Raw genomic sequence first — 26,819 nt, 5'->3', positions numbered from 1 at the left:
TTCTCGTGGAGATCGAGCCAGGATTGTTCGCTCAGCCGCGTCCATAGCCCGGCAACGAGCCCGTGACCAGCACTCCTCATGCAGCGCAAGCGATCAAAGGGGCATCAACTCGCGAACCGCCCTCTCACACCTTACGACGTGTGCAAAGACGCCTCCGGTAAGACCGTCGATTGCAACCAGCCGCCGTCGCCGCCGAAGGACCCGTGCGCCGAATATAGCAATAGGTGTCCTAACAATAACCGTGGCACGCAGCAGAACGGGGCGAACTCTCAGCAAAATTCGACCCCTAGGACCCCTCCCAGCAGGCACAATCCCCCTGGTGGCCAGCCCGTGGGCGACCGCGATGATGACCGTGACAGGGATCCCTGTGCTGTCTGGTGCTGGGGCCCAGAAATTGATCGGCCCAATTGCGGCAAGAAGTGCATGATCGACGGTCATCCGGCGCTAGACGATCTATGGCCGATCCCAATTATCCTCATTAACGCCACCCTGGCCCTCGGTGGCGTTGTGGAAGCTGTTGTGCCGATAGTGCTCGCACCCATAGCACTGATTCCGGAACTCTTTACGCCGGATGTGCCCGGGGGAGGACCCACGCCACCTAACCCAGAAGCTGCGCCCAAGGGAAATCCCCACCCGCCATACCCGGATTACATCATCCACTGCACTCCCAACCCCTACAAAACAGGCGAATGTCTAGATGGGGCAGCCGCTGTTAAACCGCCCAGCGCACGATCCTGTAACCCTCACGAAGGCAACAGCTTCGTCTCCGGCACCCGGATTCTCATGGCCGACGGCAGCACGAAGGTCATCGAAGACGTCAAGATCGGCGATGAGGTGACCGCGACCGATCCGCGGACGGGACGAACCGGAGCCAAACCTGTCACTGCGTTGATAGCTGGCGACGGCGTCAAATATATCATCAAGATCACGATGGACGTGGACGGCCCTCGCGGGACCGCAACCGACAAAGTCATAGCCACCGACAACCACCCCTTCTGGGTCCCAACCCTGCGCGAGTGGGTCGACGCGGGGCAGTTGCGACCAGGCATGTGGCTGCAAACCTCAGCAGGCACCTACGTACAGATCGCGGCCACCGAAGCACGGACCGCCGTCCAGAGTGTCTACAACCTGACCGTCGACAACCTGCATACCTACCATGTCCTGGCCGGGGATCAAGCTATCCTGGTCCATAACAGTACCGATCCCTTCGATGAAATCGATCCGAACGAGGTTCGTTTTACGCAGGACAGTGTAAGTCGCCTATTTAAGTCTGGCCACTCTGTCGAGGAGACTAGGGACGCACTTAGAAATGGCACATTAAGCCCGCATGATCTCGATCCAATTCGTCTGGTGGAGCGGGACGGTAAACGCTATACGCTAGACAATCGGCGTCTCGTGGCGTTTCAGCAGGCTGGGCTAGATTCTGTCCCGTATCGGATGGCAACGCCAGCCGAGATTCGAAGGGAGTGGCGTAAGAAGTTCACGACGGAGACGGATGGCGTAGGTATCCAGGTTAGGGGTGATGAATGGCATGGACCTTGTGGCTGAAGCTGATCGCATCGTAACAAGGGAAGACTTGGCGAATTTCGTCGCAGCGATGGCTGCTGTTGCGGCTTCACCGGAAGCGGAGGAGTGGGAGAATGGCAATCTTTCACGCTTCCTGGACGGCCTATCGGGCTGGCTTTATGCAATGAGAGGCTACTTTAGAAATCAAGGTCTTGATGAGCCCGAGCAACCTTCATGGAAACTAATAGGAGAAATGCTGGCAGCGGCAACTCTGTACGAGTAGGCGAATCCGACTCACTGATTGCTTCCGCAATCGACGCGTTCACACGACAATGGAAATGGAACGTATTCCGTTGCTGTCGGGGACATGAGTACCCCTTTTCTGGAGCGCCGACCACTGTTGTTCAATGATTGACGCAGGCTGAACTCGACAACAAGATTAATAAGGGAACTTGGGAGGGAGTGTGGCCATAACAAATTCCTATTCTGTCCCCAGTCGGGCGGATGTAAAGGAACGCTGGCAGGTATTGATAGATGGCCGAGCGACGCGCCGTGAAGTTCACGAATGGACTTCACCTTGGGTCGAGGAGCGGGATGCTGCCCTGAACGATCCGATGGTCCGTAACGCTCTCCAACACCTTCACGGATTCGACCTGGTATACGATTCCAAGAATCCGAGTATAATGGGCCATGGCGGAGGTGAACGCTACTCCTCCACCGGCATATTCGCCCAAAGGGGTGACTGCCCACGGACCTGGTCAGAATGCACTGGCCTTATCCGAATGAGGATCAGCATAGCGAGCCCGCCATGCGCTCGATGGCGTCGTGGCGGTTTCCACTCGACGATGCAGGCCATCACGGAGGCTGCGCCGAGGTGCACTGTCTGATTCAGGCGCAGAGGGCCGAGGGTCCTACGGCGATCAGTGGCGGAAGGATGCGAACCATGTAGTCGAGGAATTCAATGTCATCGAATGCGGACAAGCACGGTCTGCCGGGCAGGCCATGCGGGCGTTGTGGACGACTTCTGGATGATCTATCCATTTATTAATGAGAAGATGTCGAAAATCGAGTTCGACTTGATGCACCGGGACGTGTTGGCCGCCATCAGAGCATCAGGGTGGTGGCCAGAGCGGAGAGTTGACGTCAGTCGGTGGGCCGCCTCATTGGCGCGCGAGGGCTATAACGCCAGCGCTCTCGCTCGGGAGGTATTGTCCTCTTTGGGAGGACTAGTTATTGAACCAGTCAACTCCAGTGGGCCAAATTTTAGCAATGATGAGCCCTTTAATTTCGATCCGTTGCTGGCAGGATCCGGTCAACGTGAGTTGAGTCAAGAGATCGAGAATATTCTCGGGGGCAGCTATTTCCCTATAGGAGAGTGGCTAAGTTATTCGAGTGTATTCATTGAGGTGCGGGGCAGGGTGGTAGCTGCGGGAATGGGGTGGATTTGGGAGCTGGGCAAAAGCTTTGAAGAAGGTTTGGAGTTGGCTATCAGGGCGCACCGACCACTGGTCTGCCTGCATTCCGACCCGGGTCTCGATCCGTGGCCTGCCCTCGTTCCCTGACATTCAAATCAAGCCTGCATCCTTCTGGTCGCCTAATGCGGCTTACATAGCGAGTGATGCCCGCTGATCTAGCTCAAGTTGTTCTTGGCGCGAGAGCCGAGGATCGGGATTGCTGCGATCTTGTCTGCGGGCATGCTGGACCAGATCACCCCGCTGGGGCGTGGAGAACGTTGGCAGGGGACAATGTCCTTCTCCGTGACGATCAGGTCGACCCGAAAGTCGTGCGCGCTTTCTGGCAGCGGTTCATCGACCACCTGGAGCGAATGCACCGTGGTGACGATCAGCGTGTCGTCGGTGACAAGGCCATCCTCGATCAGGAGAGCCACCTCGATGTCGGAGTAACCCGCTCCCTTGCCTAGCCGTACGCCCTCCCGGTTGACCGCGACGGTGCCGCAGACGATCAGGTCGATCGGGAGCATGTGCTCTGGGCCCACGCGAGGGCTGGCATGTGCGGCTGTGCTGCTGGAGGCGGCTTGGCCAGGGGGCAGCGTGGAGCGCGCCGGATCAATGAGGTAGAACGGCTCGATAGTGGCGATCTTCGGGACCGCCATGTAGAGGATCTTGCCTTCGGCCAGGGCTCGAGCGCGCACCGGCAGCTGTGCCGTGTCCGGGTTGGCCTTCACCGTGCGCGCTCGTCGCCAGGCATCCGTGGTCGCGAGTAGTTCGGCCGCCCTGTCGGAGCCGATGAACTGGGGGATGTGGCCGCGTGTGTCCGGTGTGGAGATCTCGGCTTCGATTAGGGCCGACCAGATCCGTTCCCGGACCGTGCTCTTGTCATCGTCGAGGCTCATGCCGCCAGTCCATCACGTCGCCATCAGCGCGAACAGCCGATCGCTGATCTCCTGCGCCCATGACTCGTGGCGCCACGGCGCGAGCTCTCTGCCTGCGGTGAAGGCGATGTTGAGTCCGCCTCCCCCGCGCGTCTCCTCGATGAGGTCGATGGCCTTGTGCAGGGTGCCGCATGCATCTTCCGGCTTGCCTTGCCGGATATAGGCGAGTGTGAGGTTGCCCAGCACGATGGACTGGGATTTCTTCCAGCGGACCAGGCTGCGCGCCGACTTGGTCAGGATCTGTTCGGCCTTGTCGTTCACGCCGAGGGACAGGTAGCAGGAGCCTGCCAGGCGGTCGAATTGGGTTGGCGAGAACATGTGCAGGGCTTCATCGTCGTTGTGGATGCGGGCGAAACTGTCCTCCGCCTTTCCCAGGGCCTTTTCGTAGTCGCGCCTTTCTCCCAGCATCGCGTGCGCCTCGCTGACGTGCAGAAACCCCAGACCGGTGAGTACGTCGCTGGCGTTCCGACTGACAATCGTCGTCTCGTTGCAGAGGCGCAGCCCTTCTCTGGCGTCTTTCGTGCCGTACAGGGCGACGAAGCCCTTGCGGAGGTGGGCGTGAGCTTCGAGGATGGGATCTCTGACTTCCCTGGCGGCGGCGATCGCCTGGTCGAAGTACTGCACCGACACAGCGTCGTCGCGCCTCTGTGATGCGTCCCACACGAGCTGGCCCATCAGGGTGGCCGACTCGGCAAGCGAGATGCACAGCTCACGGCGGATGCGCCCGTTCGGGGCGAAGTTGTGCAGGAGGGTGACCTGGCTGTGACTGTGGCCGGCATCCGCCAGGAGCGATGCGGAGGGCGCGGTGTCGTACTCGGCGTTGAGGCGCTCCACGCGCTCTGCCAGATGCGCCACGGTCACCAAGTCCACGGCTGCCGGATGACGCAAGGCGAAGTCGAGCCGTTCGGCCTCCGGGGCCTCGTTCGCTTGGGGTGTGAGGAGTTCGTCCACCTCATCGAGCGAGATCTTCAGCACGACCGCCAGCTTGGGACGCTGCCACGGGCGTGGCTCCGTTTCGCCACTCTCCCAGCGCACGACAGTCGATCGCTCGACCCCAATGGTGTGAGCCAATTGCTCTTGCGAGAAACCCAACGCCTTGCGGCGTTGAATAAGCCTTTGCCGCCGTAGGGACACGGTCCGCTACCTCCCGCGCGGGCTGACAGGAGTCTTTACTGGAGTATTCCTCGTCAATGCGCTGGTCCGCAGGGGCAACGCCGCATTGATGCGTCATCTCTGCACAGTTCTGCTGTGGAGTGCAGGCGCGTCATGGCGTTTCCTGCGGATCTATGACGAGTCGCTTGACACACGAGACATTGGCACCGGCCTACCGTCCCACGGCATGGTGCACGGGTCAGCTCCTCCCTGGGAAGGGCGGCGAGTGATGCGCGATGACGAAGGACGTGCTCTGGCGGCCACCATCCAGCAGCGGAGCCCCGGCTGGATGGTCATGTGGTCCCCCTGGCGTCGTGGCCTCTCCGCTTTCGCATGCTGGAACTCCACCCAGTGCGTCGTGATCGACGCGCACACCCCCGAAGACCTGCTCCATCTCATGCTCTCCGTAGAGATGAGAGCCCAGCACGGCACCTCCCTTGATCTTTGACGACTCCTGCATGAGTCCCCACCTCCCTCCCCCAGCCCCCGACTGCGACTCGCTTGACTGGGGCGAGTCTCGCGCCGACGAACGTCCGAGGGTGTACGCCTGGACCTGCCACCACACAGGACCGATCTACGAACTCTGCGCTTCCGGTGGCCTGTGGTTCATCCGTCGAACCTCCGAAGGCACCTTCAAGGAGACGACGCGATGGCACCGGCGAAAGGCCGAGGCCATGTGGTTTGCCCTACTCAGAGGCCAGGTGCGCTGACCTCATCAAGCCATGGCAGGCGATGGTCGCCACGGCCGCCACGCTAACGAGTTGGGGAGCGATTGCGGTCGGCTTGCGGCAGTTACTACGATCTCGTATATTCCAATGTCGTGACTTCATCCTCCGTACCGCCTTGGGGCTCGGCGCTGCTCGCACTGCAACGCGCTACTCATGCCACTCTGCATCTCCTCATGGCCAAGCTGATTGACCTCGATCTGACCGCTTCCGAGATCAACGCCCTGGCCATCCTGGCGGACGGTCAGGCACGGACCATCTCCGAACTCGGCGCCGCAGCCGGCACTCGCCCGACCACGCTGACGAGCGTGCTGGACCGGCTGGAGCGCCGAGGCCACATCACGCGCGGTACCCGACCGGGCGACCGCCGTGTCGTGGTCATCGAGCTGACCTCCTCCGGCAGCCTGGCCGCCGACACCATTCGGCAGACCCTGGCCGAGGTGGAAGCCCGCGCGCTCGGCGGTCTGCCCGCTGAGGCCATCGCCGGCTTTCACACCGTCCTGCGTGCCCTGGCCGAGGTGTCCTCATGACGGAGACCGAACCCGAGGCGTCCGAGAGCACTCGTGTCTTCGATGAGCTGATGGCCGAGGTGACGGCATCCGCCGGCACCTTCGGCCACCGCGAGCACGTCCACCTGACCTGGCTGGCAGTGCGCCGCGTCGGCATGCCCGCGGCCATCGCCCTGGTCAGTGACGGCATCCAGCGCACCGCCCGCTACGCAGGGGCACCCCAGAAATACCACGTCACGGTCAGCCGAGCCTGGGTGGAGCTGGTGGCCCACCACGTGGCCGAGCACGAACAGTCGGACTTCGCCGCCTTCGCCGAACGGCATCCCGCGCTGCTCGACAAGCGCCTGATCAGCCGCTTTTACCGCTCCGCGACGCTGGCCGGCCCCCAGGCCCGTACCAGCTGGGTCGAGCCCGACCTCGCCCCATTCCCCTGGACGACCGCCAACCGATAGTGGCCCAAAGAGCGGAAGACACCGGCTTCACCAGTGGCCACGCCAAGATCCGCTCCACCTTCTGCAAGCGCGAAGCGCTGGAGGCTATTCGGTGTCCTTCGGGTGTCGGGGGGAGGCGTACACCAGGATCACAGTCGAGGTATCCGGGCTGACCAGGTAGCGGACCCGGCCGCCGCTGGTGATCTCGTACTCCCACTGCTCCAGCTCGGAACCCTTCCATTCCCTGGTGGCATGCCTGCCGCGGAGCTGGTGCTGACGGTTCCAGTTGGCCCGCGACAGCGGGTCGGTACGAAGGGCCTCCAGGCAGCGATGTGCGTTCGGCAGCGCCACCCGGCACAACTCCTCCCAGCCGGTCGCGGCCTCCGTCGTCCCGTAGATGACGTTCCAGCCGCTCAGTGGAGGGACGCTGACCCGATCGCCCTTCTTCGGGCTCACTCGTGCACCTCGACGGGGCCTAGGTCGACGTCACCGAGTGGACGGAGTGCTTCCCTGAGCTGGTCCGGGTCGGCGTTGATGCGCGCGGTGGCTCGCCACGAGACGATCGCTCGGTGCACAGCCTCCCTGGCGCCCAGCTCAGCGGCGTCGGACAGCGCGTCCAGGAGCTCGACGGTGAATTCCCGGACTTCTGCATCGTCCAGGTGGCGCACCCACGGGAACACCTCGGGCAGCGCGAGTAGAAGCGACTTGGCGCCGTCGTCCTGCTTCATCAGGGCAAGGAACAGCCGGGACGCCGTGGTCAGGTTCTCATGGGTGCGCTCTGCGTGTACGGCTGTGGTCAGCACCATGTCGGGTGCGTCTCGGTGCGTGACGCGCAGGCATCCCAGGGCGGCGGCCCTGGCGGCGACGGCCTTCGGGTTCCGGGACAGATCGGTGAACGAGACGGATTCCGATTCGAATGCCATGTGCCCGATGCTCATACTCAGACTGTACTCTGATTGAACTCTGATTGCGAGCGCGGAAGGTGAGCTAGCGACCCTGATAGGTCTCCCGGGAGGCCATGACGTCGGGCATGCGGCCCTCCACCCAGGTGATCAGCGGGATCAGCTGCTCGGCGGCCTCGCGGCCGAGCATGGTGAGGCTGTATTCGACCTTGGGCGGGATCGTGTGCTCGGCCTCACGCAGCACCATGCCGTCGCGTTCGAGGGCCTGGAGGGTCTGGGACAACATCTTCTCGCTGACCCCGTCGACGCGACGACGCAGCGCGTTGAACCGGTAAGGCCCTTCGTACAGGGCCGCCAGCGCCAGGATCGCCCAGCGGCCGGTGATCGTCTCCAGCACCGTGCGCGAGGTGCACTTGCGCGAGAAGACATCGGCGACCAGGTTCTCGAACTCCTCCTCCATGGGGGCCACCTTACGCGATCGCAGCGCTTTCTGATAGAAAGTACTAACCGAATCGCAGGTACTGAAGGAGAGTAATCATGATCGTGGTGACAGGGGCCAGCGGACACCTGGGCCGGCTGGTGATCGAGGAACTGAAGAAGCGTGTTCCCGCCGAGCGGATCGTCGCGGCGGTGCGTACCCCCGAGAAGGCCGCCGACCTCGGCGTCGAGGTACGCGAAGCCGACTACGACCGGCCGGAGACGCTGAAGGCCGCGCTGCGGGACGCCACCAAGGTGCTGCTCATCTCCGGCCTGGACGTCAACCGGGTGCAGCAGCACGCGGCGGTCGTGGACGCGGCCAAGGAGGCCGGGGCCACGCTCGCCTACACCAGCGCGCCCAACGCCGACCTCACCGAGGCGGCCCTCGCCGCCGACCACAAGGCGACCGAGGCGTACATCAAGGCGTCCGGGGTGGCGTACACGTTCCTGCGCAACAACTGGTACCACGAGAACTACGAGCAGTCGATCATGATGGCTCCCCAGCTGGGCGCCCTGTACGGCGCCGCCGGCGACGGCCGGATCGCCTCGGCCTCACGCGCCGACTACGCCGCCGGCGCGGCCGCCGTGCTGGCCGGCGACGGCCACGAGGGCAAGGTGTACGAGCTGACCGGTGACACCGCCTGGACCCTGGCCGAGCTCGGCGCCGAGATCTCCGCGGTCACCGGCAAGGAGATCGCCTACCAGAACCTGCCGAAGGACGACTACGCGGGCGTCCTGGCCGGCGCGGGCGTGCCGGCTCCGATGCCGGAGGTGCTGGCCGACGTGGACGTCAACATCTCCCGTGGCTGGCTCGCCCACACGCCCGGCACGCTCCGGGAGCTCATCGGCCGCCCCACGCAGCCGATCGGCGAGTACGTCCGGTCCCTGCTCGGTTAGCCTCGTTCAGACCCGGCGGCCGTTGATCCATACGTTGCGCAGCTCGAAGCCGGTCACGTCGCGCACGAGATCGGCCTCGGCCATCTCCTCGAACACGCTGTTGGTCACCCGGAGGCCGCGAATGGGGTTGCTGGGGTTGCCGATCAGGGAGAACGCGCGGGGTGCTCGGCCGGCGCGGAGGTTGCGGAGGTCGATCGCGCCCACGTCGGGGTAGTAGGGGCCGGTGTTCTTGTTCTCGTAGTTCAGGGCCACCTCGATGACCGCGTCGGCGGCCTGTCCCACGGTGACGTCCTTGACGTAGAGGTCCCTGACGTAGCCGCCGCGTTCGGGGTTGGTCTTGACGCGGATCGCCCGCTCCAGGCGTTCGCTGCTCATCGTGCAGTCCCACGCGAACACCCAGCGCACGCCGCCGGTGGTCTCGCTGCCGATCGTCACGCCGCCGTTGCCGTCGCGCATGACACACCCGTGAACGAGCAGGTTCTCCGACGGAGCGTTCACGCGGCGGCCGTCGGCGTTCTTGCCTGCTTTGATGGCGACGCAGTCGTCGCCGGTGTTGAAGACGCACCGCTCGATGAGCACGTCCACGCAGGACTCCGGGTCGCAGCCGTCGTTGTTCGGGCCGCGCGGGCTGTCCACGGTGACCTCGCGGATGGTGACGTTCGCGCACAGGACCGGGTGGATGTTCCACATGGGGGAGTCGCGGACCGTCACCCCCTCGATGAGGACGTTGCGGCAGCGGTAGAGCTGGATCAGGTTCGGGCGCAGGTGGTGGCCCGCGCCGAAGACCCGCTCGGCGACCGGGACGCCGCGTTCGGCCATCGCCGCCAGCAGGTCCTTGTCGGGGCGCTCGGACGGCGGCGGGTCGGCCGACCAGTCCCACCAGTGGGTGGCGTCGGCCTGGCCGTCGATCGTGCCGCGGCCGGTGATCGCGACGTTGGTCCGGTCGTAGGCGTAGATGAACGGGGAGTAGTTCATCAGCTCGATGCCCTCGTACCGGGTGTGCACGACGGGCAGGTAGTCGGCGGGGTCGCGGCTGAAGCGGAGCGTCGCGCCCGCGTCGAGGTGCAGTTCAACGTTGTCGGCCAGGTGGATCGCGCCGGTGAGGTACGTTCCCGCGGGTACGAGCACGCGTCCCCCGCCCGCCGCCGCGCACGCCGCGATGGCGGCCTTGAAGGCGTCGGTGCACATCGTGGTCCCATCGCCGCGCCCCCCGTGGTCGGTCACCGGGAACGTGCGGCCGGTGAAGCGTGGCGGGCGGATGCGCTGCCGGATACGTGGCATCACCGTTCCCCACGCGGCGACCGCGGGATCCCTCCAGGGAGCGGTCGCCGGGTCCGAATCGGCCCCTGGACCGGCCGCCGCCGCCTGGCCCGGCACGGCGCCGGCCAGCGCGCCGCCGGCCGCCCCTGCCAGGAGCGCCCTACGGGACAACTCGCCCATCGATTCCTCCTCAAGCGTGTGCCATGGAGATGCCGCGCCGCTCGGTCAGCGTGCGGTCCCCGACGCGGAACGGCTCACAACGCCGTACCGCGGTGTAGAAGTGGTGGGCGCGGCCGCCGCGGGAGACGAGCGCGGGCTTGTGCGCGTAGGTGTCGTCGACCGAGCCCGCGGGACCCACGTCGATGAGGATCTCGTCGCTCTTGTGCCAGGTCCGCAGGTCGCGGGAGACGGCGTAGCTCTCGCGGGCGTGGCCGTCGTACGAGAGCCCGAAGTAGAACATCACCCACCAGTCGCCGTCCCGCAGCACGCACGGGTCGGAGGCGAACCGTTCGTCGAACGCGCCCGCGCCGCCGTTGCGCACCACCGGTTCCAGCGTCGGGCGCGTCCAGTGGCAGAGGTCGGGGGAGACGGCGTAGCCGATCTGCTCCCGCCAGCCGGAGTAGGTGCGGTTCTTGGCGTTGTAGAAGCAGTAGTAGAGCCCGTCGTGGCGCAGCAGCCACGACTTGTACAGCCCGCCCCGCTCCCACGCGCCGCCGTCCTGCGGGCGCAGCATGGACCCGACGTCCTTCCAGGTACGCAGGTCGTCGCCGGCGCAGAACCCGATGACCGCCGCACCCATCTCCATGCCCGGCTCCGGATAGGCGTGGTACGTCCCGATGACGCGGCTGTCCACCCACGTCACCTGGCCGTCCGAGTCCAGGCGGTTGTCGCGGACGATCGAGGTGAGCGCGGCGTTGTAGCGACGGTACGGGTGGCCGGGGTCGCGCGGGAGGATCACCTCGCCCGGGGTCCACGTCACGAGGTCGTGGGAACGGCTCACCGCGGTCTGGTAGCCGGTGCCGTCGAAGCCGACGTAGGTCATGAGGTACTCGCCGCCGTCGGAGCACACGAACGGGCAGTCGACGAAGAGGGCGTCGAAGCGGTCCGGGTCCCAGGACGGCTCGATCAGCAGGCGGCCGGTCTTGTGCGGGGTCCTGACACGGGAGGCGTCGTAACGGTCGATGGCGTCGCGTCCGGTGCTCATCGGCTCGCCCCGAACGTCCAGCGGCCGGACGGCACCTCGTAGACGCCTTCACCGAGCACGATCGCGGCGTCGGGCGCGGTGTGCCGCGGCAGGCGGAGGTCCGGCAGCCGGATCTCGGCCGACGAGCCGGGCGGCACCCCCACCTCCAGCGTGAACGCGTCCTCCCGCCGCGCCCACGACACCTCCGCCTGCCCGTACGGCGTCCCGGTGCTCGCCCGCACCCACTCCAGGCCGCCGGGCACGGCCGGGTCGATCAGCAGCCTGCGGAAGCCGGCCGAGCCCGGCGCCTGCCCGATCCCGCCGAGCCCGCGGTAGAACCAGGCGTCGATCGCGCCCAGCATGAAGTGGTTCTGCGACAGGCCCCGCGTCGGCCCGTCCCAGGCCTCGGTCAGCGCGGTGGCGCCGTGCCGTACCTGGTAGCCGTAGCTGGGGCGGCCCGTGGAGGTGGCGAACTCCCACAGCGCGTCGTGGCGGCCGGCGCGGCTCAGCACCCGGAACAACGCGGGCAGCGCGATCTCGCCGACCGTGATGCCGCCGCCCGCGACCGCCTCGGCCACCCGGTCCAGCACGGAAGGGGCGAGATCCGCCGGGACCACGCCCATGTCGAGCGCGAGCACGTCCGACGCCTGGGTGCCCGCCTTGCCGAGGAACGCGCCGGTGAACGCCGTGGCGATGCGTTCCGACAGCGTGCGGTACCGCTTGGCGTCGTCGCCGTGGCCCAGCACGCCCGCGACCCGGGCCATCGTGCTCGCGGCCCGCCAGTAGCCCCATGTCGACACCAGCGGCACGGGCGTCGCGGGGTCCAGGCCGATCCAGTCGCCGAGGCCGTGAGCGAGGATGCCGTCGTCGGCGCGGCCGGTCAGGTAGCCGACGTAGCGGCACATCGCCTCGTAGTGCGTCTCCATCGCCGTGGTGTCGCCGTACCAGCGGTAGAGCTGCCAGGGGATGCGCACGAGCGCGCCGCCCCAGTTGGGGTCGTCCCTGAAGGCGCCGTCGAACACCACGTACTCGGGTGCGGTGTCGGGCACCAGCCCGTCCGGAGTCTGCGCCTCCGCCATGGTGACCAGCAGCTCCCGGTAGTAGGCGGCCACGTCATAGTTGCAGGCGACGACGTCGAACAGCAGATGGGCCTGCTCCAGCCAGCCCAGCTTCTCCCGGTGCGGGCAGTCGGTCAGGACGCTGTACATGTTGCCGCGCAGCGCCCGGTCGATGATGGTGTGGATGTCGTTGACCAGGGCGTGCGAGGTCTCGAACGTGCCCACCCTGGCGTTGTCCGCCCGCAGCACCAGCGCCGTCACGGCCTCGGCGCCGACGTGCCCGGGCAGGCCCTGCACCTCGACGTAGCGGAAGCCGTCGTAGCGGAAACGCGGATGCCAGCGCTGCGGCCCGTCCATGGTCACGTAGACGTTGAAGATCGGTGCGCCGGTCGTGGGCTTCGACTGGATCACCCGGCCGTACGCGTCGAGCTGGTCGCCGGGCAGCAGCCGCAGGCAGTGCCCGGCCGGGAGGTCGAGGCGCAGCTCGGCCCAGCCGGCCACGACCGTGCCGACGTCGAAGACCGGCGTGCCGTCGGCGGCGACGAGCTTCGCCACGGCCGGGAGCTCCTCCACGACCCTGATCGGCGGGCAGGCCCGCGACCGGAGCGTCTCCGTCGTGCCGGGCAGCACGGTGGCGGGGCGCCAGGCCGAGCGGTCCGCGCCCGGGCGGTCCCAGCCCGCGAGTGCACGCCGGGCGTCGTGGTCCTCGCCGCCGTACCAGTGCGAGCGGACCGTCGGGCCCTCGGTCGCCAGCCAGTCGGCGCCGGTCGCGAACCGGTCCGCCGTCCCGTCCGCGTAACCGACCTCCAGCTGCGCGATCGCCCGGGGCGCGCCCTTGGAGCCGAAGAACTTCATGTACCGGTCCTGGTGCGGGAACACGTGCGCGATACCCGGGCCCAGCTCGATGCCCATCGCGTTCGCGCCCTCGCGCAGCAGCGGCGTCACGTCGTGGGCGGCGTAGACGACGCGGCGGGTGAAGTCCGTGTACGGGGGCTCCAGCACGGCGTCCGTCACCGGCGAGCCGTTGATCGACGCCACGTAGACGCCGAGCCCGGCCACGTAGAGCCGGGCGCGGGCGGGCGGACCCGCCAGGGTGAACTCCGCGGCCAGCAGTGGAAGCGGGTGGCCCTCGCCGGCCCGCGGGTCGCCCTCGCCGTGCCAGCCGGGGTGGGTGATCCAGGAGGCCGTCCAGTCGCCCGGGTCGAGCAGGCCCAGCTCGAACCGCGCGCTCGGGCTCCAGCCCGACCAGCGGCCCTCCGCGTCGCGCACGCGCACCTGCCAGTACGCGACGGCGCGGCTGCCCAGCGGGCGTCCACCGTAGATCACGTGCTGGTCCTGGCCGTCCACCTCGCCGGTGTCCCACAGGTCCGCCGCGCCCTCGGCCGAGCCGGCCCTGATGTGGTATCCGGACTGCGCGGGCACCGTCAGCCGCCAGCTCAACGCGGGGCGGGTGGTCTCGATGCCGAGGGGGTCGGTGAGGTCGCACGTTCGCAAGGTCGTCACCATGGCACTCCCGTGATCTTGAGCATGTAGGCGGCCTTGGTCGGCGGCTGCGCGGGCAGGTCCGCATAGAGCGCCTCCTCGGCCTGCCGCCAGCCGACCGGGCCGTGCCCGAGCAGCTCGACGGCGGCCGGGCGGCCCTCCAGGAGCCCGGCGGCCGTCCCCAGGCTGGTGATCGCGGCGGTCCGGCTTTCCGGCCAGGCCAGCAGCGTGGCGTACAACGCGCCGCCGCGCCGGGTGAAGCGGATGTCGCTCGGCCGGTAGGCGCGGTCGGCCTCGTTGTAACCCTCGTAGCCCTTGGTGTCGCCCAGCCCCGTCGTGCCCTCGGCGGCGCGGGCCCAGGGGGTGGTGCCGTACACGCCCTCGCCGCAGACCCGCAGCCAGGCGCCGACCTCGGCCAGCAGGGTCCGGGCGTGGGCGTCGACGGTGCCATCGGCGTGCTGCGGGATGTTGAGCAGCAGGCAGCCGTTCTTGCTTACCACGTCGATCAGGGCGTGGATGACCTGGTTGGCGCTCTTGCGCGGGTGGAACATCGGGTCGTCGTCGGCGCAGTCGAACCATTCACCGTCGCTGGTGTCGAACTGCCACGGATGCGGCTCGGCGTCGGCGAGCTGGCGGCGCTCGCAGTCCAGGACCACCGCGGTGCGATCGGCGGACGGCACGTCCTTGATCGTCACGATGCCGCCGGTCGGGCAGGTGTTGTAGTAGTACGCCAGCAGGTCGAGACCTGCCGTGCTGGGCGGATCCGACTCCACCACGCTGCCCGCGTCGAACGGCAGCCGGCCGTCGTCGAGGTAGACGAGGTCAGGGTGGTAACGGTCGAGCGCCTCCTGGACGCGGGCGTAGAAACGCGCGGCGACCTGGGGCGGGGGCTTGGCGCCCGGGGCGTGCCTGGGCGGGTAGAGCTCTCGCGGGTCGAGGCCCTCCCACCAAACGCCCTTGCCGTCGCTCGCCTGGAGCGCGCCGTCGTGTGGCTCGCCGGTCACCGGGTCCGTGCCGTGTGCCACGTCGAGCCAGCGCCAGGTCCAGTTGTTGTGGAAGCTGAGGCCGAACGGCAGCCCGGCCGCCCGGGCCGCCTTCTCCCACGCGCCCACGATGTCGCGGCGCGGGCCGATGCGCGTCGCGTTCCACGCGTGCCGGCGGGAGTCCCAAAGGGCGAAGTCGTCGCAATGGGCGGCCAGGGCGACGAAGTAGCGGGCGCCGCTGGAGACGTACAGGTCGATCAGCTCGTCGGGGTCGAAACGTTCGGCGCGCCAGCGCGGGAACAGGTCCTTCGCGCCGCCCCGGCCGAAGTGGGCACGGTGGTGGGCCTGCTGGCGGGTGGCACGGCGGTGTTCCCAAGGCTCGGACCAGGGCTGCATGCCGTAGAGGTGGCGGGCGTACCAGTCGCCGGAGCGGGCCACGGACTGCGGTCCCCAATGCGACCAGATACCGAATTTCGCCTCCGCGAACCACCGCGGGATGCGGTGCGTACGCAGCGAGGCCCAGTCGGGCAGGAACCGGCTCACGCGCCATTGGTATATTTATTCACTACGACATGTCAATGCATCTCGGGTGGTGTGGATGGAAGAATTCCACGAGGATCCCTGTCCCGGCTCCGGGCGGCGGGCGCCGCGGGCCGACTTCGTCTCCGACGCGCCGATGCAGTCGCTCAACGGCATGTGGCGCTTCCGGCTGTCCCGCACGGCCGAAGGCACCGGTCCCGCGCTGCCGGACCCCGGACTCGGCGACACCGGCTGGGAGCCGATCCGGGTGCCATCGCATTGGGTGCTCGAAGGGCACGACCGCCCCCTCTACACCAACACCGCCTACCCGTTCCCCATCGACCCGCCCCGGCTGCCCGACGACAACCCGACCGGCGACTACCGGCTCCGCTTCGATCTGCCCGCGGGCTGGCCGTCCTGCCGTGCCGTGCTGCGTTTCCAGGGTGTCGACTCCTGCGGCACCGTGTGGCTGAACGGCGAGCTGCTCGGCCACTCGAAGGGCAGCCGGCTGCCGTTCGAGTTCGACGTGACAGGGCTGGTGCGCCCGTGCGGCAACCTGCTGGCCGTACGCGTGCAGCGCTGGTCGTCCGGCAGCTACCTGGAAGACCAGGACATGTGGTGGCTGCCGGGCATCTTCCGCGACGTGGAGCTGCTGGCCCGGCCTGTGAGCGGGATCGACGACTTCACCGTGCGCGCCACGTACTCCCCGGACGGCTCCGGCGCCCTCCTGGTCACCGCCGACGCCCCAGGCCTCGTCGAGCTCCCCGAGCTCGGGGTGGCCGTCCCCACCGGGGAGGAGGTCGTGATCCCGGCCGTCGAGCCGTGGAGCGCCGAGCGGCCGCGACTCTACCGGGGCACGCTGTCGGCGGCCGGCGAGAGCATCGACCTGGCGATCGGCTTCAGGACCGTCGAGATCGCCGGCGGGCGGCTGCTGATCAACGGGGCGCCCGTGTTGTTCCGCGGCGTCAACCGGCACGAGCACCATCCCGATCGCGGCCGGGCGCTGGACCGCGACACCATGATCCGCGACATCGAGCTGATGAAACGGCACAACGTCAACGCCGTGCGCACCGCCCACTACCCCCCGCACCCCGAGTTCCTGCGGTTGTGCGACGAGTACGGGCTGTGGGTGGTCGAGGAGTGCGACATCGAGACGCACGGCTTCATCTACGCAGGCTGGGAGGGCAACCCGCCCGCCGAGCCGATGTGGCGCGAGGCACTGCTCGATCGGGCCCGCCGCATGGTGGAGCGCGACAAGAACCATCCCAGCGTGGTGGTGTGGTCGCTGGGGAACGAGAGCGGGAGCGGGGCCGCGTTCGGCGACATCGAACGCTGGATCCGGCGCCGCGACCCGAGCCGGCCGCTGCACTACGAGCGGGACCCCTCCTACCGCCACTCCGACTTCTACAGCCTGATGTATCCGTCGCTGGAGGATCTGGAGCGGATCGGGAAACGCAAGGAGCCTGCGCCCGACGGGGTGGTGGCCGGGTCCGACGAGGACGTGCGGCGGCGCGGGCTGCCGTTCCTGTTGTGCGAGTACGCGCACGCCATGGGGAACGGGCCCGGGTCCCTGGCCGACTATCAGGCGATTCTGGAGTTCTCCGAGCGGTTCTGCGGCGGGTTCGTGTGGGAGTGGATCGATCACGGGCTTCGCGGGCTGGATGAGGCGGGGCGGTCGTACTTCATGCATGGCGGGGACGTTGACGCCCGGCCGAACGGGGGGCGGTTCTGCCTGGACGGGCTGCTGTTTCCCGACCGCACGCCGTCCCCGGGGCTGGCGGAGCTCGCCAAGGCCGTCGAGCCCGTCGGGATCGTGGTGGATGTGGTGGCGGGCGAAGTGGGCGTCACCAACAAGCACGACATGATCGATCTCGGTCATCTGGAGTTCCGGTGGCGGGTGGAGGTTGACGGAGAGTGCGTTGAAGTGGGCGGCTCGCCCGAGGGGCGCGGCGGCGTGCTGGCGGTGCCGCGCTGCGGGCCGCGCGAGGCGGTGCGGGTGCCGCTGCCCGCGGTGAGCGTCGCGGCGGAAGGTGAGACCTGGATCACGATCGAGGCCGTCCTGGCCACCACCACCCGCTGGGCGCCGGCCGGCCACGTGGTCGCCTTCGGCCAGGCGAAGCTCGGCCCCGGCACCCACCGCCGCCGGCATGACGGCGCAACGGCCCGACCCGCACCGCGCCCGCCGGTGGGCGGTCCAGCGTCGGGACCGGCGTGGCCCCCGCCCGTCAGCGGCGGTGCGGCAGCGGGGTCGGCGTCGTCCCCGTCTGCCGGAGGCGGTGCCGTGCGAGGGCACTCCAACGAAGTGCGGCTCGGCCGGGCGGTGTTCGAGCCCCGGAGCGGGCGGCTGGTCCGGGTCGGGGACGTGGAGCTGAGCGGGCCGGTGCTGGACGTGTGGCGGGCGCCCACCGAGAACGACCGGGGTCAGGGCCCCAGGAACACGCTTGCCGCCGACTGGGAGGCCGTCGGCCTGGACCGATTCGTCCACCGCGGCGACGGCATCGAACGACCTGACGACCGCACCCTCGTCGTACGCGGCCGCAGCGGCCCCGCCACCCGGACCCTCGGCTTCCGCACCACGTACACGTACCGATGGCAGGACGACGACGGCACGCTGCACCTGACGATCGAGGCCGACCCCGTCGGCGACTGGCACGACACCGCCTACGGGCACCTCAGCGTGAGCCCGCCCCGGATGGGCGCGAGATTCGCCCTGCCGGGCGGCTACACCGACGTGACCTGGTTCGGCCGCGGCCCCGGGGAGTCGTACGCGGACAGCCGGGCCGCCGCCCGCGTCGGCCGGTTCTCCCGGCCCATCGACGCCCTCCAGACGCCGTACGTCGTCCCGCAGGAGAACGGCAACCACGTCGAGACCCGCTGGCTGCAGGTGTCGGGCCCGGGACTGGCGACCCTGCGCGTGGACGCGGAGCCGTACGTGGACTTCACCGCCCGCCGGTGGACGAGCGAGGACCTGCAGGCCGCCGCCCGCCTCCACGATCTGCGCGATTCCGGCCGGGTCTGGCTGAACCTGGACCATGGCCAGCAGGGGATCGGCAGCGCCTCCTGCGGGCCCGCGCTGCCTGAGCGGTACCGGCTGGCGGTCCGCCGCTACTCGTGGTCGATGATGCTGGGGACGACGGAGAGGATGCTGATCACATGACCGAGTTCGACTTCTGCCCGTGGTTGTTCTGGGGCCATGCGACCGAGGAGGACCGGCAGGCCCAGGCGGACCACGTGGCGGGGTTGCGCGGCCGGATGGAGCTGGAGGCGCCGGAGAAGGTGTTCATCTCGCCGCTGGCGGCCGTGTACGCGGATCGGCTCACCCTGGGGGAGCGCAGCTACATCGCGGCCCACGCATACGTCACGGACGACGTGGTGATGGGGGACGACTGCACGCTCAACCCGTACTCGGTGGCGCGCGGGCGTGTGGTGCTCGGGAACGCCGTGCGGGTGGGGGCGCACACCTCCCTGCTCGGCTTCAACCATGGCGCCGCCCCGGACCGGCCGGTGTTCCGGCAGGCGATCACGTCGAAGGGGATCCGCATCGGCGACGACGTGTGGATCGGGTCGAACGTGGTGGTGCTCGACGGGGTGACGATCGGCGATCATGCCGTCGTCGGGGCGGGCGCGGTGGTCACCAAGGACGTGCCCGCCTGGGCCATGGTCGCCGGCAACCCGGCCCGCCTGATCCGCGACCGCCGCACCCCACGCCCCGCCCCAGCCCAGTCCCCCGACGCGGCCGCCGCCTTGCCGGACGACGTCGCGATGCCGGGCCAGGCCGCCGTCGCGGAGAGCACCGCCCCGCCGTCCGCGCAGCCCCATGCGGCCGGGCATGGCGACGCCGAGGAAGGCGACCTGGCGCGGCTGCTCGCCGGATTCGCCGACCGGGCCAGGGACCAGGCCGAGGCGGTGCTGCGCCGCTGCTGGACCGGCGAGCGCTACGTGGACCGCCCGGACGCCGAGCCCACCGTGCGCGCCTGGTGCGACGCCGTCGAGATCGCCGACCTGCTGCTCGGCGGCCCGCCTCCGATCCCCGCGCGGGACGAGATCGTCGAGTTCCTCCAGAATCGGCAGGACGCCGCCACCGGCCTGGTCCCGGAGATCGGCGCCACTGGAACGCCGACGCTCGACGGAGTCGCGGCGTACCACGTGCTCTGCGTCGGCTACGCGCTCGACCTGCTCGGCGCCCGCTTCCGCCACCCGGTCCACGCCGTCGCCGACCTCGGCTCACAGGATCTGATCGCCGCCCTGGACGCCCTCGACTGGAAGCGAAAGGCGTGGACGGCCGGCTCGTGGGTGGACACCATCGGGACCGGCCTCTACCGCAACCTCGCCGACTTCGGCCTGCGCGGCGAGATCGAGACCCTGTACGGGTGGCTCCTGACGAGGTGCTCGCAGGCCCACGGCATGTGGGGCGAGCCGGACCAGGACCAGGACTGGCTGCAGGTGGTCAACGGCTTCTACCGGCTCACGCGGGGGACGTTCGCGCAGTTCGCGGTGCCGCTGCCGTACCCCGAGCGGGCTGTCGACACCGTGCTCGCCCAGGCGCGCGACCCCCGCCACTTCGGCCCGGACGCCGGGAACGCCTGCAACGTGCTCGACGTCATCCACCCGCTCTGGCTGGCGGGCAAGCAGACGCGCTACCGCCGCGAGGAGGGCGAGGCCTGGGCCAGGGAGCGGCTCGTCCGCGCGGTAGGCGGCTGGCAGGACGGCGCGGGCTTCAGCTTCGCCCTGAGCCGGGGGAGCGGCGCGACCCGCACGCCAGGACTCCAGGGCACCGAGATGTGGCTGGCCATCATCTGGCTGCTCGCCGACTATCTGGGTGTCTCGGACGCGCTCGCCTACCGCCCTCGCGGCATCCACCGCCCGGAACCGGCCATCCAGCTCCCAGGCCCGGGCAGTCGGTGACCCGGCTGCCGCCTGGCAGGGGGAGCGCGGCGATCATCGCTTGGACATAAATATTCGAATCTTGTTGGATATGTCTGGGTGAGGGAGGATAAAAGGCATGAGCGATGAGCGGTCCTCCGTGGTGGAGCCGCGCCCCGGCGCCGCGGTGGCCCTGCGCCCCGTGACGCGCGGACGCGTGCGCGGCGGCTTCTGGGGCGTGCGCCAGCGGGTCAACCGCGAGGTGACGATCCCCCTGGGTGGCGAACGGGTGCGCGACTCCGGCGCCTTCGACAACCTCAGGCAGGCCGCACGGGGTGCACGAGTGGAGCACAGGGGAAAGATCTTCGCTGACTCCGACGTGTACAAGTGGCTGGAGGCGGTGGCGTGGGAACGCGGCCGGGCCGAGGACGACGACCTCGCCAGGGCGTACAAGGAAGGCGCGCAGCTCGTCGCGGCCGCGCAGTGCGCCGACGGCTATCTTCACACGCACACCCAGCTCACCGGCCGGGAACGCTACAGTGACCTGGCCTCCAGCCATGAGCTCTACTGCGCCGGGCACCTCATGCAGGCCGCGGTCGCGGGCAGTCGCTCGCTCGGCGACCGCACGCTGCTCGGGGTCGCCACCCGCTTCGCCGGCCACCTCGTCGAGGATCTTCCGCAAGATGCGCTCGACGGGCATCCCGAGGTCGAGACGGCACTGGTGGAGCTGTACCGGGAGACCGGCGGCGGCTCGTACCTGGATCTCGCCGGCCGCTTCGTCGCCGCCCGCGGCCACGCGCTCATCCCGCTCAAGGGCCACCACGGGCCCGGCTACCGGCAGGACCGGGTGCCGGTGCGGGAGGCCGCGACGGTCGAAGGGCACGCGGTGCGCGCGATGTACCTGGCCGCCGGGGCGACCGACGTCGCCGTCGAGACGGCCGACCGGGACCTGCTCGCCGCCACGGAACGGCAGTGGCGCGACATGGTGGCCACCAAGACCTACCTCACCGGCGGCCTCGGCTCCAACTGGTACGGCGAGGCGTTCGGCGGCCATCACGAGCTGGCCCCCGACACGGCGTACTGCGAGACCTGCGCCGCCATCGGCAGCGTCCACTGGTCGTGGCGGATGTTGCTGGCCACCGGTGCCGCCGAGTACGCCGACCTGATGGAGCGCACTCTCTACAACGCCGTGCTGCCCGGCGTCTCGCTAGGCGGCGACCGCTTCTTCTACGTCAACGCGCTCCGCGTGCGGGCCGGCGCCGATCCCGACGACCTGCGCGCCCCCGCACGCGGCCGGCAGGACTGGTACGGCACCGCCTGCTGCCCCCCGAACGTGATGCGCCTGCTGTCCTCGCTGGACCACTACCTGGCCACTCAGGACGGCGACGGCGTCCAGCTCCACCTGTACGCGCCCGGCACGGTCCGCGCCGGCGAGGTGCTGCTGGAGGTGGACACCGGCTACCCGTGGAGCGGCCGCGTCGAGATCGTCGTCCGCGAGACCCCTGACCGCCACTGGACGCTGTCGGCCCGCGTCCCCGCCTGGGCCCACGCGGCAGGCGTGGACGGCCGGCCCGCCGAGCCGGGCGGCTACCACCGCATCACACGCAGGTGGCGGGCGGGCGACCGGGTCGTCATGGACCTCGGGATCCGGCCCCGCCTGACGGCCGCCGTGCCCCGGCTGGACGTGGCCCGCGGGCAGGTCGCCGTGGAGCGCGGCCCGCTCGTCTACTGCCTGGAGCAGGCCGACCATCCCGGCGTGACCGTCGACGACCTGTGCCTGGCGACGACGGCCGGGCTCGCCGACGGGAGGGCCGTGGCCGGGCTGCCTGCCGACGTGGTGCCGGTCACCGGGCGCGGCCGGGTCCATGTGCACCGGGAGGACGACGGCGGCTTCCCCTACCGCACCGCCGCTGCGCCCAGGGAACCGGAGCACGCGGGCCCGGTCGCACTCACGTTCGTCCCGTACTACGCGTGGGCCAACCGCGGCGCCGGCTCGATGACCGTCTGGGCGCCCATGCACTGAATTCCTGGCCTCACTCCGTGAGGCGGGCTCGGTCGCCATATGCCGCCGCCTGCTCATGGCCTCACTCCGTTCGGCGGCTCAGGCGACGGCACTCCCTCGCGCCTGCCCGGTTTCCACACTGCCGCGCCGCCTGCAAGATGGGGGGAGGAACGACGGCTCCGGTGGCCGTGTGATGATGTCCCCAACGCCGCTCGACGGGGAGGGAAAGCGATCGTGGGGTCTTTCGCGGGCAGCACGCTGCCCCCGGATGACGTCGTCGTCTCGGCTCTGCGGGCGGGCGATGAGGCGATGTTCGCGGCGTTGCTCGACATCTGGTCGCGGGGCATGCTGCGGGTGGCCAGGACATACGTGTCCACCGACGACTCCGCGGAGGAGGTCGTGCAGGACACCTGGCTGGCGGTGATCGGCGCGATCGACGGTTTCGAGGGCCGCTCGTCGGTCAAGACGTGGGTTTACCGCATCCTCGTGAACACGGCGAAGAAGCGCAGCGTGCGGGAGAGCCGTACACTGCCGTGGAGCGCCCTCGAACTGGACGCCGGACCGACCGTCGATCCCTCGCGGTTCCACGGCACGGACGCCGCCCTGCCGGGAAGCTGGAAGGAGTCGCCCGCGGTCTGGCCGACCCCGGAGAGCCAGGCGCTCGCCGCGGAGGTGCGCGGCCTCATCGGAGAGGCGCTGGCCGGGCTGCCGCCGCGGCAGCGGATCGTGATCACGCTGCGTGACGTGGAGGGCTGTACCTCCGAGGAAGTCTGCGAGATCCTGGAGATCTCAGCGGCCAACCAGCGGGTCCTGCTGCATCGCGCGCGTGCGGTGGTCCGCGGGCGGCTGGAGGACTACTTCCAGTCGGTGAAGCAGGCAGAATAGGTGAAGCGGTTCATATCGCAGAGGGTAAGGCGGGCAACGTCGTGAAGCGGTTCACGTGCGGCGAACTGGTGGAAGTCATCACCGCCTACCTCGACGACGCCCTCGACCAGCCGTCCCGCGCCGGGATCGAGGTCCATCTGGCCTGCTGTGAGGACTGCGGGCACTATGTCGACCAATTCCGCACGACCGTTCGCGCCCTCGGCGACCAGCCCGCCGAGAAGTTGTCGCACGGCACGCGGGAGCGGCTGATGTCCGCCTTCAGGAACCGGCGACCCGCCTGAGAATTCCCCTGTAACGCTTACGTGGCTCGCGGGTCTGTAGACCCATGCGCCACGTGACGACCGGGCCGACGCCGATCGAGGACGACTCAGAGACCGAGGGGGCCTCCGAAACGGCGGACAGTGCGGATGCGCCGCTCGACGACGCCTCGGAAGTGGCGGATTACGCCCGCCGGTGCTTCCGCGCAGGCGGCGGCGACCGGGTGGGCGTCGAGCTGGAGTTCCTGATTTTCGACCAGGCCGAGTCCGCCAGGCACGTGCCGCTGGAGGAGGTCGCGCGGGCGTTGCCTGCGCTGCCCGGCGGGAGCCGGGTGACGTTCGAGCCGGGCGGCCAGCTGGAGCTCTCCGGGGCCGCGGGGCCGCTGCCCGGCGCGATCGACGCGCTGGCCGCCGACCTGGACGTCGCCCGCCGCGCCCTCGCGGCCGCGGGCCTGGCGCTGGTGGGCGTGGGCCTCGATCCGGTACGGCCGCCCCGGCGCCAGTTGAGCCTGCCCAGGTACGAGGCCATGGCGGAGTTCTTCGGTGGTCCCTACGGGCCGCTGATGATGTGCTCGACGGCCTCCATCCAGGTCAACCTGGACCTGGGTGAGCGGCCGGAGACCCGCTGGGAGCGGGCGCACCTGCTGGGCCCCGTCCTGACCGCGGCCTTCGCCAACTCCCCGCTCAGCGCCGGCCGCACCTGTGGCTGGATGTCCGGCCGTCAGGCCGTGTGGGAACACCTTGACCCCACCAGGACGGCCCCCGTCCGCGGGTCCGGTGACCCGGCCGCCGACTGGGCGGACTATCTGCTCGACGCCCGGCTCATGATGGTGCGGGAGGACGGAAACCGCTGCCGGCCGGTCCGCGACGGCTCGACCTTCCGCGACTGGCTGGCGACCGGCGAGCCCACCGCGGCGGATCTGGCCTACCACGCCACGACGGTGTTCCCTCCGGTACGCCCCCGCGGCTGGCTGGAGATCCGCTACCTCGACGCCCAGCACCCGGCGACCTGGCCGGTGTGCGTGGCCGTGACCTGCGCGCTCATCGCCGACGACCGGGCCGCCGACGCGGCGCTGGCCGCCGCGGAACCGTACCGGGAGATGTGGGCGGAGGCCGCGCGGTGCGGGCTGGCGGACCCGCGGCTGGCAAAAGCGGCGGAGGCGTGCTTCCGCGCCGCGCTCGAGGCGCTGCCCCGCCTGGGCGCGACGCCCGCCCTGGTCGGCGAGGTGGCCGCCTTCGCCGACCGGCACGTGACACCCGGCCGCTCGCCGGCGGCCGACCTCATAGATCTGGGCCCGGAGGCCTGGCTGACCGAAGGGGGACGAGTGTGAACGACTTCAAGGAACGCATCGCGGCCCAGCTGATCGCGGTGCGCGACCGGTCGCTGACCTATACGGAGGCGGATGAGGATTTGCTCGTCCGCCAGCACTCGCCGCTGATGTCGCCCCTGGTATGGGACCTCGCGCACGTCGGCAACTACGAGGAGCTGTGGGTGTTGCGGGCGGCGGCGGGCATCACGCCGCTCCGGCCCGAGATCGACGACATCTACGACGCCTTCAAGACCCCGCGCAAGGATCGGCCCACGCTGCCGTTCCTGCGCCCGGCCGAGGCCCGGGACTACATCGGCGGCGTACGCGGCCGCGTGCTCGACGTCCTGGACGCCGTCGACCTGGAGGACCCGAGCCCGCTGCGTCGCGACGGGTTCGTGTTCGGCCTGGTGATCCAGCACGAGCACCAGCACGACGAGACCATGCTCGCCACGCTGCAGCTGTCGCGTCAGCCCGGCATGGTACGCGACAGCGACCTGCCGCCCGGTCGCGCGGGCGGCGCGGAGGAGGTGTACGTCCCCGCAGGCTCGTTCCTGATGGGCACCGACACCCTGCCCTGGGCCTACGACAACGAACGCCCCGCCCACCGGATCGACCTGCCCGCCTATTGGATCGATCGGCTGCCCGTCGGCAACGCCGCCTACGCCGCGTTCATCGAGGACGGTGGCTACCACGACCAGCGCTGGTGGACGCCCGAGGGGTGGCGGTGGCGGCAGGAGAGCGGCGTCTTCGCCCCGCTGTTCTGGGTCAAGGACGGTGGCACGTGGTGGCGCAGCCGGTTCGGCCGCACCGAGCCCGTGCCGATGGATGAGCCGGTCCAGCACGTGTGCTGGTACGAGGCCGACGCCTACGCCCGCTGGGCGGGCAAACGGCTGCCCACCGAGGCCGAGTGGGAGAAGGCGTGCGGCTGGGACGCCGCGGCGGGCCGGGCCCGCAAGTACCCGTGGGGCGATCAGGACCCCACCCCGGAGCTCGCCAACCTCGGGCACCGGGCGGCCCGGCCCGCACCGCTCGGCGCCTACCCCGGCGGGGCGAGCCCGTACGGGGCCGAGCAGATGGTCGGAGACGTGTGGGAGTGGACCGACACCTGGTTCGGCGGCTACCCCGGCTTCAGCGCCTTCCCCTACCGCGAGTACAGCGAGGTCTTCTTCGGCCGGGACTACCGCGTGCTGCGCGGCGGCTCGTGGGCGGCGGACCCCGCCGCGGTCCGCACCACGTTCAGGAACTGGGACTATCCGATCCGCCGGCAGATTTTCACCGGGTTCCGCTGCGCCCGCACCGCGGAGCAGCGCTAGTGTGCCGCCACGCGGCCTGGCTCGGCGCGCCGAGACCCGCCGCCACGCTCATCCACGAGCCCGAGCACGGTTTGCACACGCAGTCCTACGCGCCCCGGCAGCAGCGGCACGGCACGGTCAACGCCGACGGCTTCGGCATGGGCTGGTACGACCCGGCCCGCGCCGAACCCATCCGTTACCGCCGTTCGATCCCGATCTGGGCGGACGCCAACCTGCCCGCGCTCGCGCAGGTGGCCCGCTCCGGCTGCCTGCTTGCGGCCGTGCGCTGCGCCACCTCCGGCATGCCGGTCGAGGAGAGTGCCACCGCGCCCTTCACCGACGGGCCGTGGCTGCTCAGCCACAACGGCCGCGTCGCGCGGGACGCGGTCAGGGACCTCGCCGACGCTGCCGAGAGCGCCTGCGACTCGGCCTGGCTCGCCGCCGCCGTGTTCCAGCGGCTGCGTACCGGGCTCGACCTCGGCCAGTCGCTCTCCGAGGTCGTCTTGAAAGCCGGGGCGCACGACCCCGGCGCCCGCCTGAACCTGCTCGCCTCCGACGGCACGTCGCTCGCCGCGACCGTCTGGGGCGACACCCTCTTCCACCGCCCCTCAGAGGACGGCGTGCTCGTGGCGAGCGAGCCGCTCGACGACCTGCCCGGGTGGCAGGCCGTGCCGGAGCGGAGCCTGCTGCTCGCCACCTCCTCCGATGGCGTACGCGTCCAGCCTTTGTGACTC

Annotated in this window: 24 protein-coding genes; 15 read left to right on the top strand and 9 right to left on the bottom strand. The window is 69.4% G+C overall.

What is annotated here, in order from left to right; translation table 11 throughout:
• Window positions 1-423: 423 nt before the first annotated feature.
• The 3 genes from ACTWPT_RS32390 (at window position 424) to ACTWPT_RS32380 (ending at window position 3,068) form a co-directional block, all read left to right on the top strand.
• Entirely contained in the window at window positions 424-1,548 is a 1,125-nt protein-coding gene (locus ACTWPT_RS32390) for a polymorphic toxin-type HINT domain-containing protein (RefSeq protein WP_443181297.1), read from the top strand.
• Window positions 1,523-1,789: a DUF7660 family protein gene (locus tag ACTWPT_RS32385; RefSeq protein WP_443181296.1), complete on the top strand. Its 267-nt coding sequence runs from the start codon at window positions 1,523-1,525 to the stop codon at window positions 1,787-1,789. Before ACTWPT_RS32390 ends, ACTWPT_RS32385 begins: the two co-directional genes overlap by 26 nt.
• A 730-nt stretch (window positions 1,790-2,519) precedes the next feature.
• Window positions 2,520-3,068, top strand: a complete 549-nt coding sequence (locus tag ACTWPT_RS32380) for an SUKH-3 domain-containing protein (protein ID WP_443181295.1) — start codon at window positions 2,520-2,522, stop codon at window positions 3,066-3,068.
• Between the two features lie 68 nt (window positions 3,069-3,136).
• Here the strand turns inward: ACTWPT_RS32380 and ACTWPT_RS32375 are convergent, their stop codons facing one another.
• Window positions 3,137-3,859 carry a 5-formyltetrahydrofolate cyclo-ligase gene (locus tag ACTWPT_RS32375; protein ID WP_443181294.1) on the bottom strand — a complete coding sequence of 241 codons (723 nt, stop codon included), beginning with the start codon at window positions 3,857-3,859 and terminating at the stop codon, window positions 3,137-3,139.
• Between the two features lie 12 nt (window positions 3,860-3,871).
• Window positions 3,872-5,032 carry a helix-turn-helix transcriptional regulator gene (locus ACTWPT_RS32370; protein WP_443181293.1) on the bottom strand — a complete coding sequence of 387 codons (1,161 nt, stop codon included), beginning with the start codon at window positions 5,030-5,032 and terminating at the stop codon, window positions 3,872-3,874.
• A gap of 247 nt (window positions 5,033-5,279) precedes the next feature.
• Here ACTWPT_RS32370 and ACTWPT_RS32365 point away from each other — a divergent pair, with 247 nt between their 5' ends.
• The 3 genes from ACTWPT_RS32365 to ACTWPT_RS32355 all read left to right on the top strand — a co-directional run bounded on the left by ACTWPT_RS32365 (window position 5,280) and on the right by ACTWPT_RS32355 (window position 6,736).
• A complete protein-coding gene (locus ACTWPT_RS32365) occupies window positions 5,280-5,498 on the top strand; it encodes a hypothetical protein (protein WP_443181292.1) in 219 nt (72 codons plus the stop codon).
• A gap of 453 nt (window positions 5,499-5,951) precedes the next feature.
• Entirely contained in the window at window positions 5,952-6,305 is a 354-nt protein-coding gene (locus ACTWPT_RS32360) for a MarR family winged helix-turn-helix transcriptional regulator (protein WP_443181291.1), read from the top strand.
• Window positions 6,302-6,736, top strand: a complete 435-nt coding sequence (locus ACTWPT_RS32355) for a hypothetical protein (RefSeq protein ID WP_443181290.1) — start codon at window positions 6,302-6,304, stop codon at window positions 6,734-6,736. Before ACTWPT_RS32360 ends, ACTWPT_RS32355 begins: the two co-directional genes overlap by 4 nt.
• Before the next feature lie 84 nt (window positions 6,737-6,820).
• Here the strand turns inward: ACTWPT_RS32355 and ACTWPT_RS32350 are convergent, their stop codons facing one another.
• From ACTWPT_RS32350 to ACTWPT_RS32340, 3 genes are all read right to left on the bottom strand, one after another.
• The gene (locus ACTWPT_RS32350) at window positions 6,821-7,171 is read right to left on the bottom strand and encodes a hypothetical protein (protein ID WP_443181289.1); all 351 of its coding nucleotides are present in this window, start codon (window positions 7,169-7,171) and stop codon (window positions 6,821-6,823) included.
• The gene (locus tag ACTWPT_RS32345) at window positions 7,168-7,638 is read right to left on the bottom strand and encodes a hypothetical protein (protein WP_443181288.1); all 471 of its coding nucleotides are present in this window, start codon (window positions 7,636-7,638) and stop codon (window positions 7,168-7,170) included. The genes ACTWPT_RS32350 and ACTWPT_RS32345 overlap by 4 nt, the downstream gene beginning before the upstream one ends.
• 64 nt (window positions 7,639-7,702) lie before the next feature.
• A complete protein-coding gene (locus tag ACTWPT_RS32340) occupies window positions 7,703-8,077 on the bottom strand; it encodes a winged helix-turn-helix transcriptional regulator (protein ID WP_443181287.1) in 375 nt (124 codons plus the stop codon).
• A 77-nt stretch (window positions 8,078-8,154) separates the two neighbouring features.
• Here ACTWPT_RS32340 and ACTWPT_RS32335 point away from each other — a divergent pair, with 77 nt between their 5' ends.
• A complete protein-coding gene (locus ACTWPT_RS32335; RefSeq protein WP_443181286.1) occupies window positions 8,155-8,991 on the top strand; it encodes an SDR family oxidoreductase in 837 nt (278 codons plus the stop codon).
• Between the two features lie 6 nt (window positions 8,992-8,997).
• Here ACTWPT_RS32335 and ACTWPT_RS32330 read toward each other — a convergent pair whose 3' ends face one another.
• The 4 genes from ACTWPT_RS32330 to ACTWPT_RS32315 are packed head-to-tail and all read right to left on the bottom strand — an operon-like array spanning window position 8,998 to window position 15,500.
• The gene (locus ACTWPT_RS32330; protein ID WP_443181285.1) at window positions 8,998-10,431 is read right to left on the bottom strand and encodes a glycoside hydrolase family 28 protein; all 1,434 of its coding nucleotides are present in this window, start codon (window positions 10,429-10,431) and stop codon (window positions 8,998-9,000) included.
• Window positions 10,432-10,441: 10 nt separating this feature from the next.
• Complete coding sequence (locus ACTWPT_RS32325; protein WP_443181284.1) at window positions 10,442-11,455, bottom strand: hypothetical protein; 1,014 nt, start codon at window positions 11,453-11,455, stop codon at window positions 10,442-10,444.
• Window positions 11,452-13,995: a family 78 glycoside hydrolase catalytic domain gene (locus tag ACTWPT_RS32320; RefSeq protein WP_443181283.1), complete on the bottom strand. Its 2,544-nt coding sequence runs from the start codon at window positions 13,993-13,995 to the stop codon at window positions 11,452-11,454. Before ACTWPT_RS32320 ends, ACTWPT_RS32325 begins: the two co-directional genes overlap by 4 nt.
• Complete coding sequence (locus ACTWPT_RS32315; protein WP_443181282.1) at window positions 13,992-15,500, bottom strand: alpha-L-fucosidase; 1,509 nt, start codon at window positions 15,498-15,500, stop codon at window positions 13,992-13,994. The genes ACTWPT_RS32320 and ACTWPT_RS32315 overlap by 4 nt, the downstream gene beginning before the upstream one ends.
• A gap of 55 nt (window positions 15,501-15,555) precedes the next feature.
• Here ACTWPT_RS32315 and ACTWPT_RS32310 point away from each other — a divergent pair, with 55 nt between their 5' ends.
• The 8 genes from ACTWPT_RS32310 (at window position 15,556) to egtC (ending at window position 26,816) form a co-directional block, all read left to right on the top strand.
• Window positions 15,556-18,633 (top strand): glycoside hydrolase family 2 TIM barrel-domain containing protein, encoded by a 3,078-nt coding sequence (locus ACTWPT_RS32310; RefSeq protein ID WP_443181281.1) that lies wholly within the window; start codon window positions 15,556-15,558, stop codon window positions 18,631-18,633.
• Window positions 18,630-20,381 (top strand): acyltransferase, encoded by a 1,752-nt coding sequence (locus ACTWPT_RS32305; RefSeq protein WP_443181280.1) that lies wholly within the window; start codon window positions 18,630-18,632, stop codon window positions 20,379-20,381. Before ACTWPT_RS32310 ends, ACTWPT_RS32305 begins: the two co-directional genes overlap by 4 nt.
• Window positions 20,382-20,478: 97 nt before the next feature.
• On the top strand, window positions 20,479-22,362 hold the full coding sequence (locus ACTWPT_RS32300; protein ID WP_443181279.1) for a glycoside hydrolase family 127 protein: 1,884 nt from the start codon (window positions 20,479-20,481) through the stop codon (window positions 22,360-22,362).
• A gap of 213 nt (window positions 22,363-22,575) precedes the next feature.
• A complete protein-coding gene (locus ACTWPT_RS32295) occupies window positions 22,576-23,226 on the top strand; it encodes an RNA polymerase sigma factor (RefSeq protein ID WP_443181278.1) in 651 nt (216 codons plus the stop codon).
• Window positions 23,227-23,267: 41 nt separating this feature from the next.
• Window positions 23,268-23,507: an anti-sigma factor family protein gene (locus ACTWPT_RS32290; protein WP_443181277.1), complete on the top strand. Its 240-nt coding sequence runs from the start codon at window positions 23,268-23,270 to the stop codon at window positions 23,505-23,507.
• A 53-nt stretch (window positions 23,508-23,560) separates the two neighbouring features.
• Window positions 23,561-24,814, top strand: coding sequence for an ergothioneine biosynthesis glutamate--cysteine ligase EgtA (gene egtA / locus ACTWPT_RS32285; RefSeq protein WP_443181276.1), 1,254 nt, complete (start codon window positions 23,561-23,563; stop codon window positions 24,812-24,814).
• The gene (egtB, locus tag ACTWPT_RS32280) at window positions 24,811-26,106 is read left to right on the top strand and encodes an ergothioneine biosynthesis protein EgtB (RefSeq protein WP_443181275.1); all 1,296 of its coding nucleotides are present in this window, start codon (window positions 24,811-24,813) and stop codon (window positions 26,104-26,106) included. Before egtA ends, egtB begins: the two co-directional genes overlap by 4 nt.
• Window positions 26,106-26,816, top strand: coding sequence for an ergothioneine biosynthesis protein EgtC (egtC, locus tag ACTWPT_RS32275; RefSeq protein ID WP_443181274.1), 711 nt, complete (start codon window positions 26,106-26,108; stop codon window positions 26,814-26,816). The genes egtB and egtC overlap by 1 nt, the downstream gene beginning before the upstream one ends.
• Window positions 26,817-26,819: the final 3 nt, after the last annotated feature.

The organism is Nonomuraea sp. 3N208 (assembly GCF_052245935.1).
Taxonomy (GTDB): Bacteria; Actinomycetota; Actinomycetes; order Streptosporangiales; family Streptosporangiaceae; genus Nonomuraea.
The sequence above is the reverse complement of the archived record's forward strand: the minus strand, read 5'-3'. Positions and strand labels throughout refer to the sequence as shown.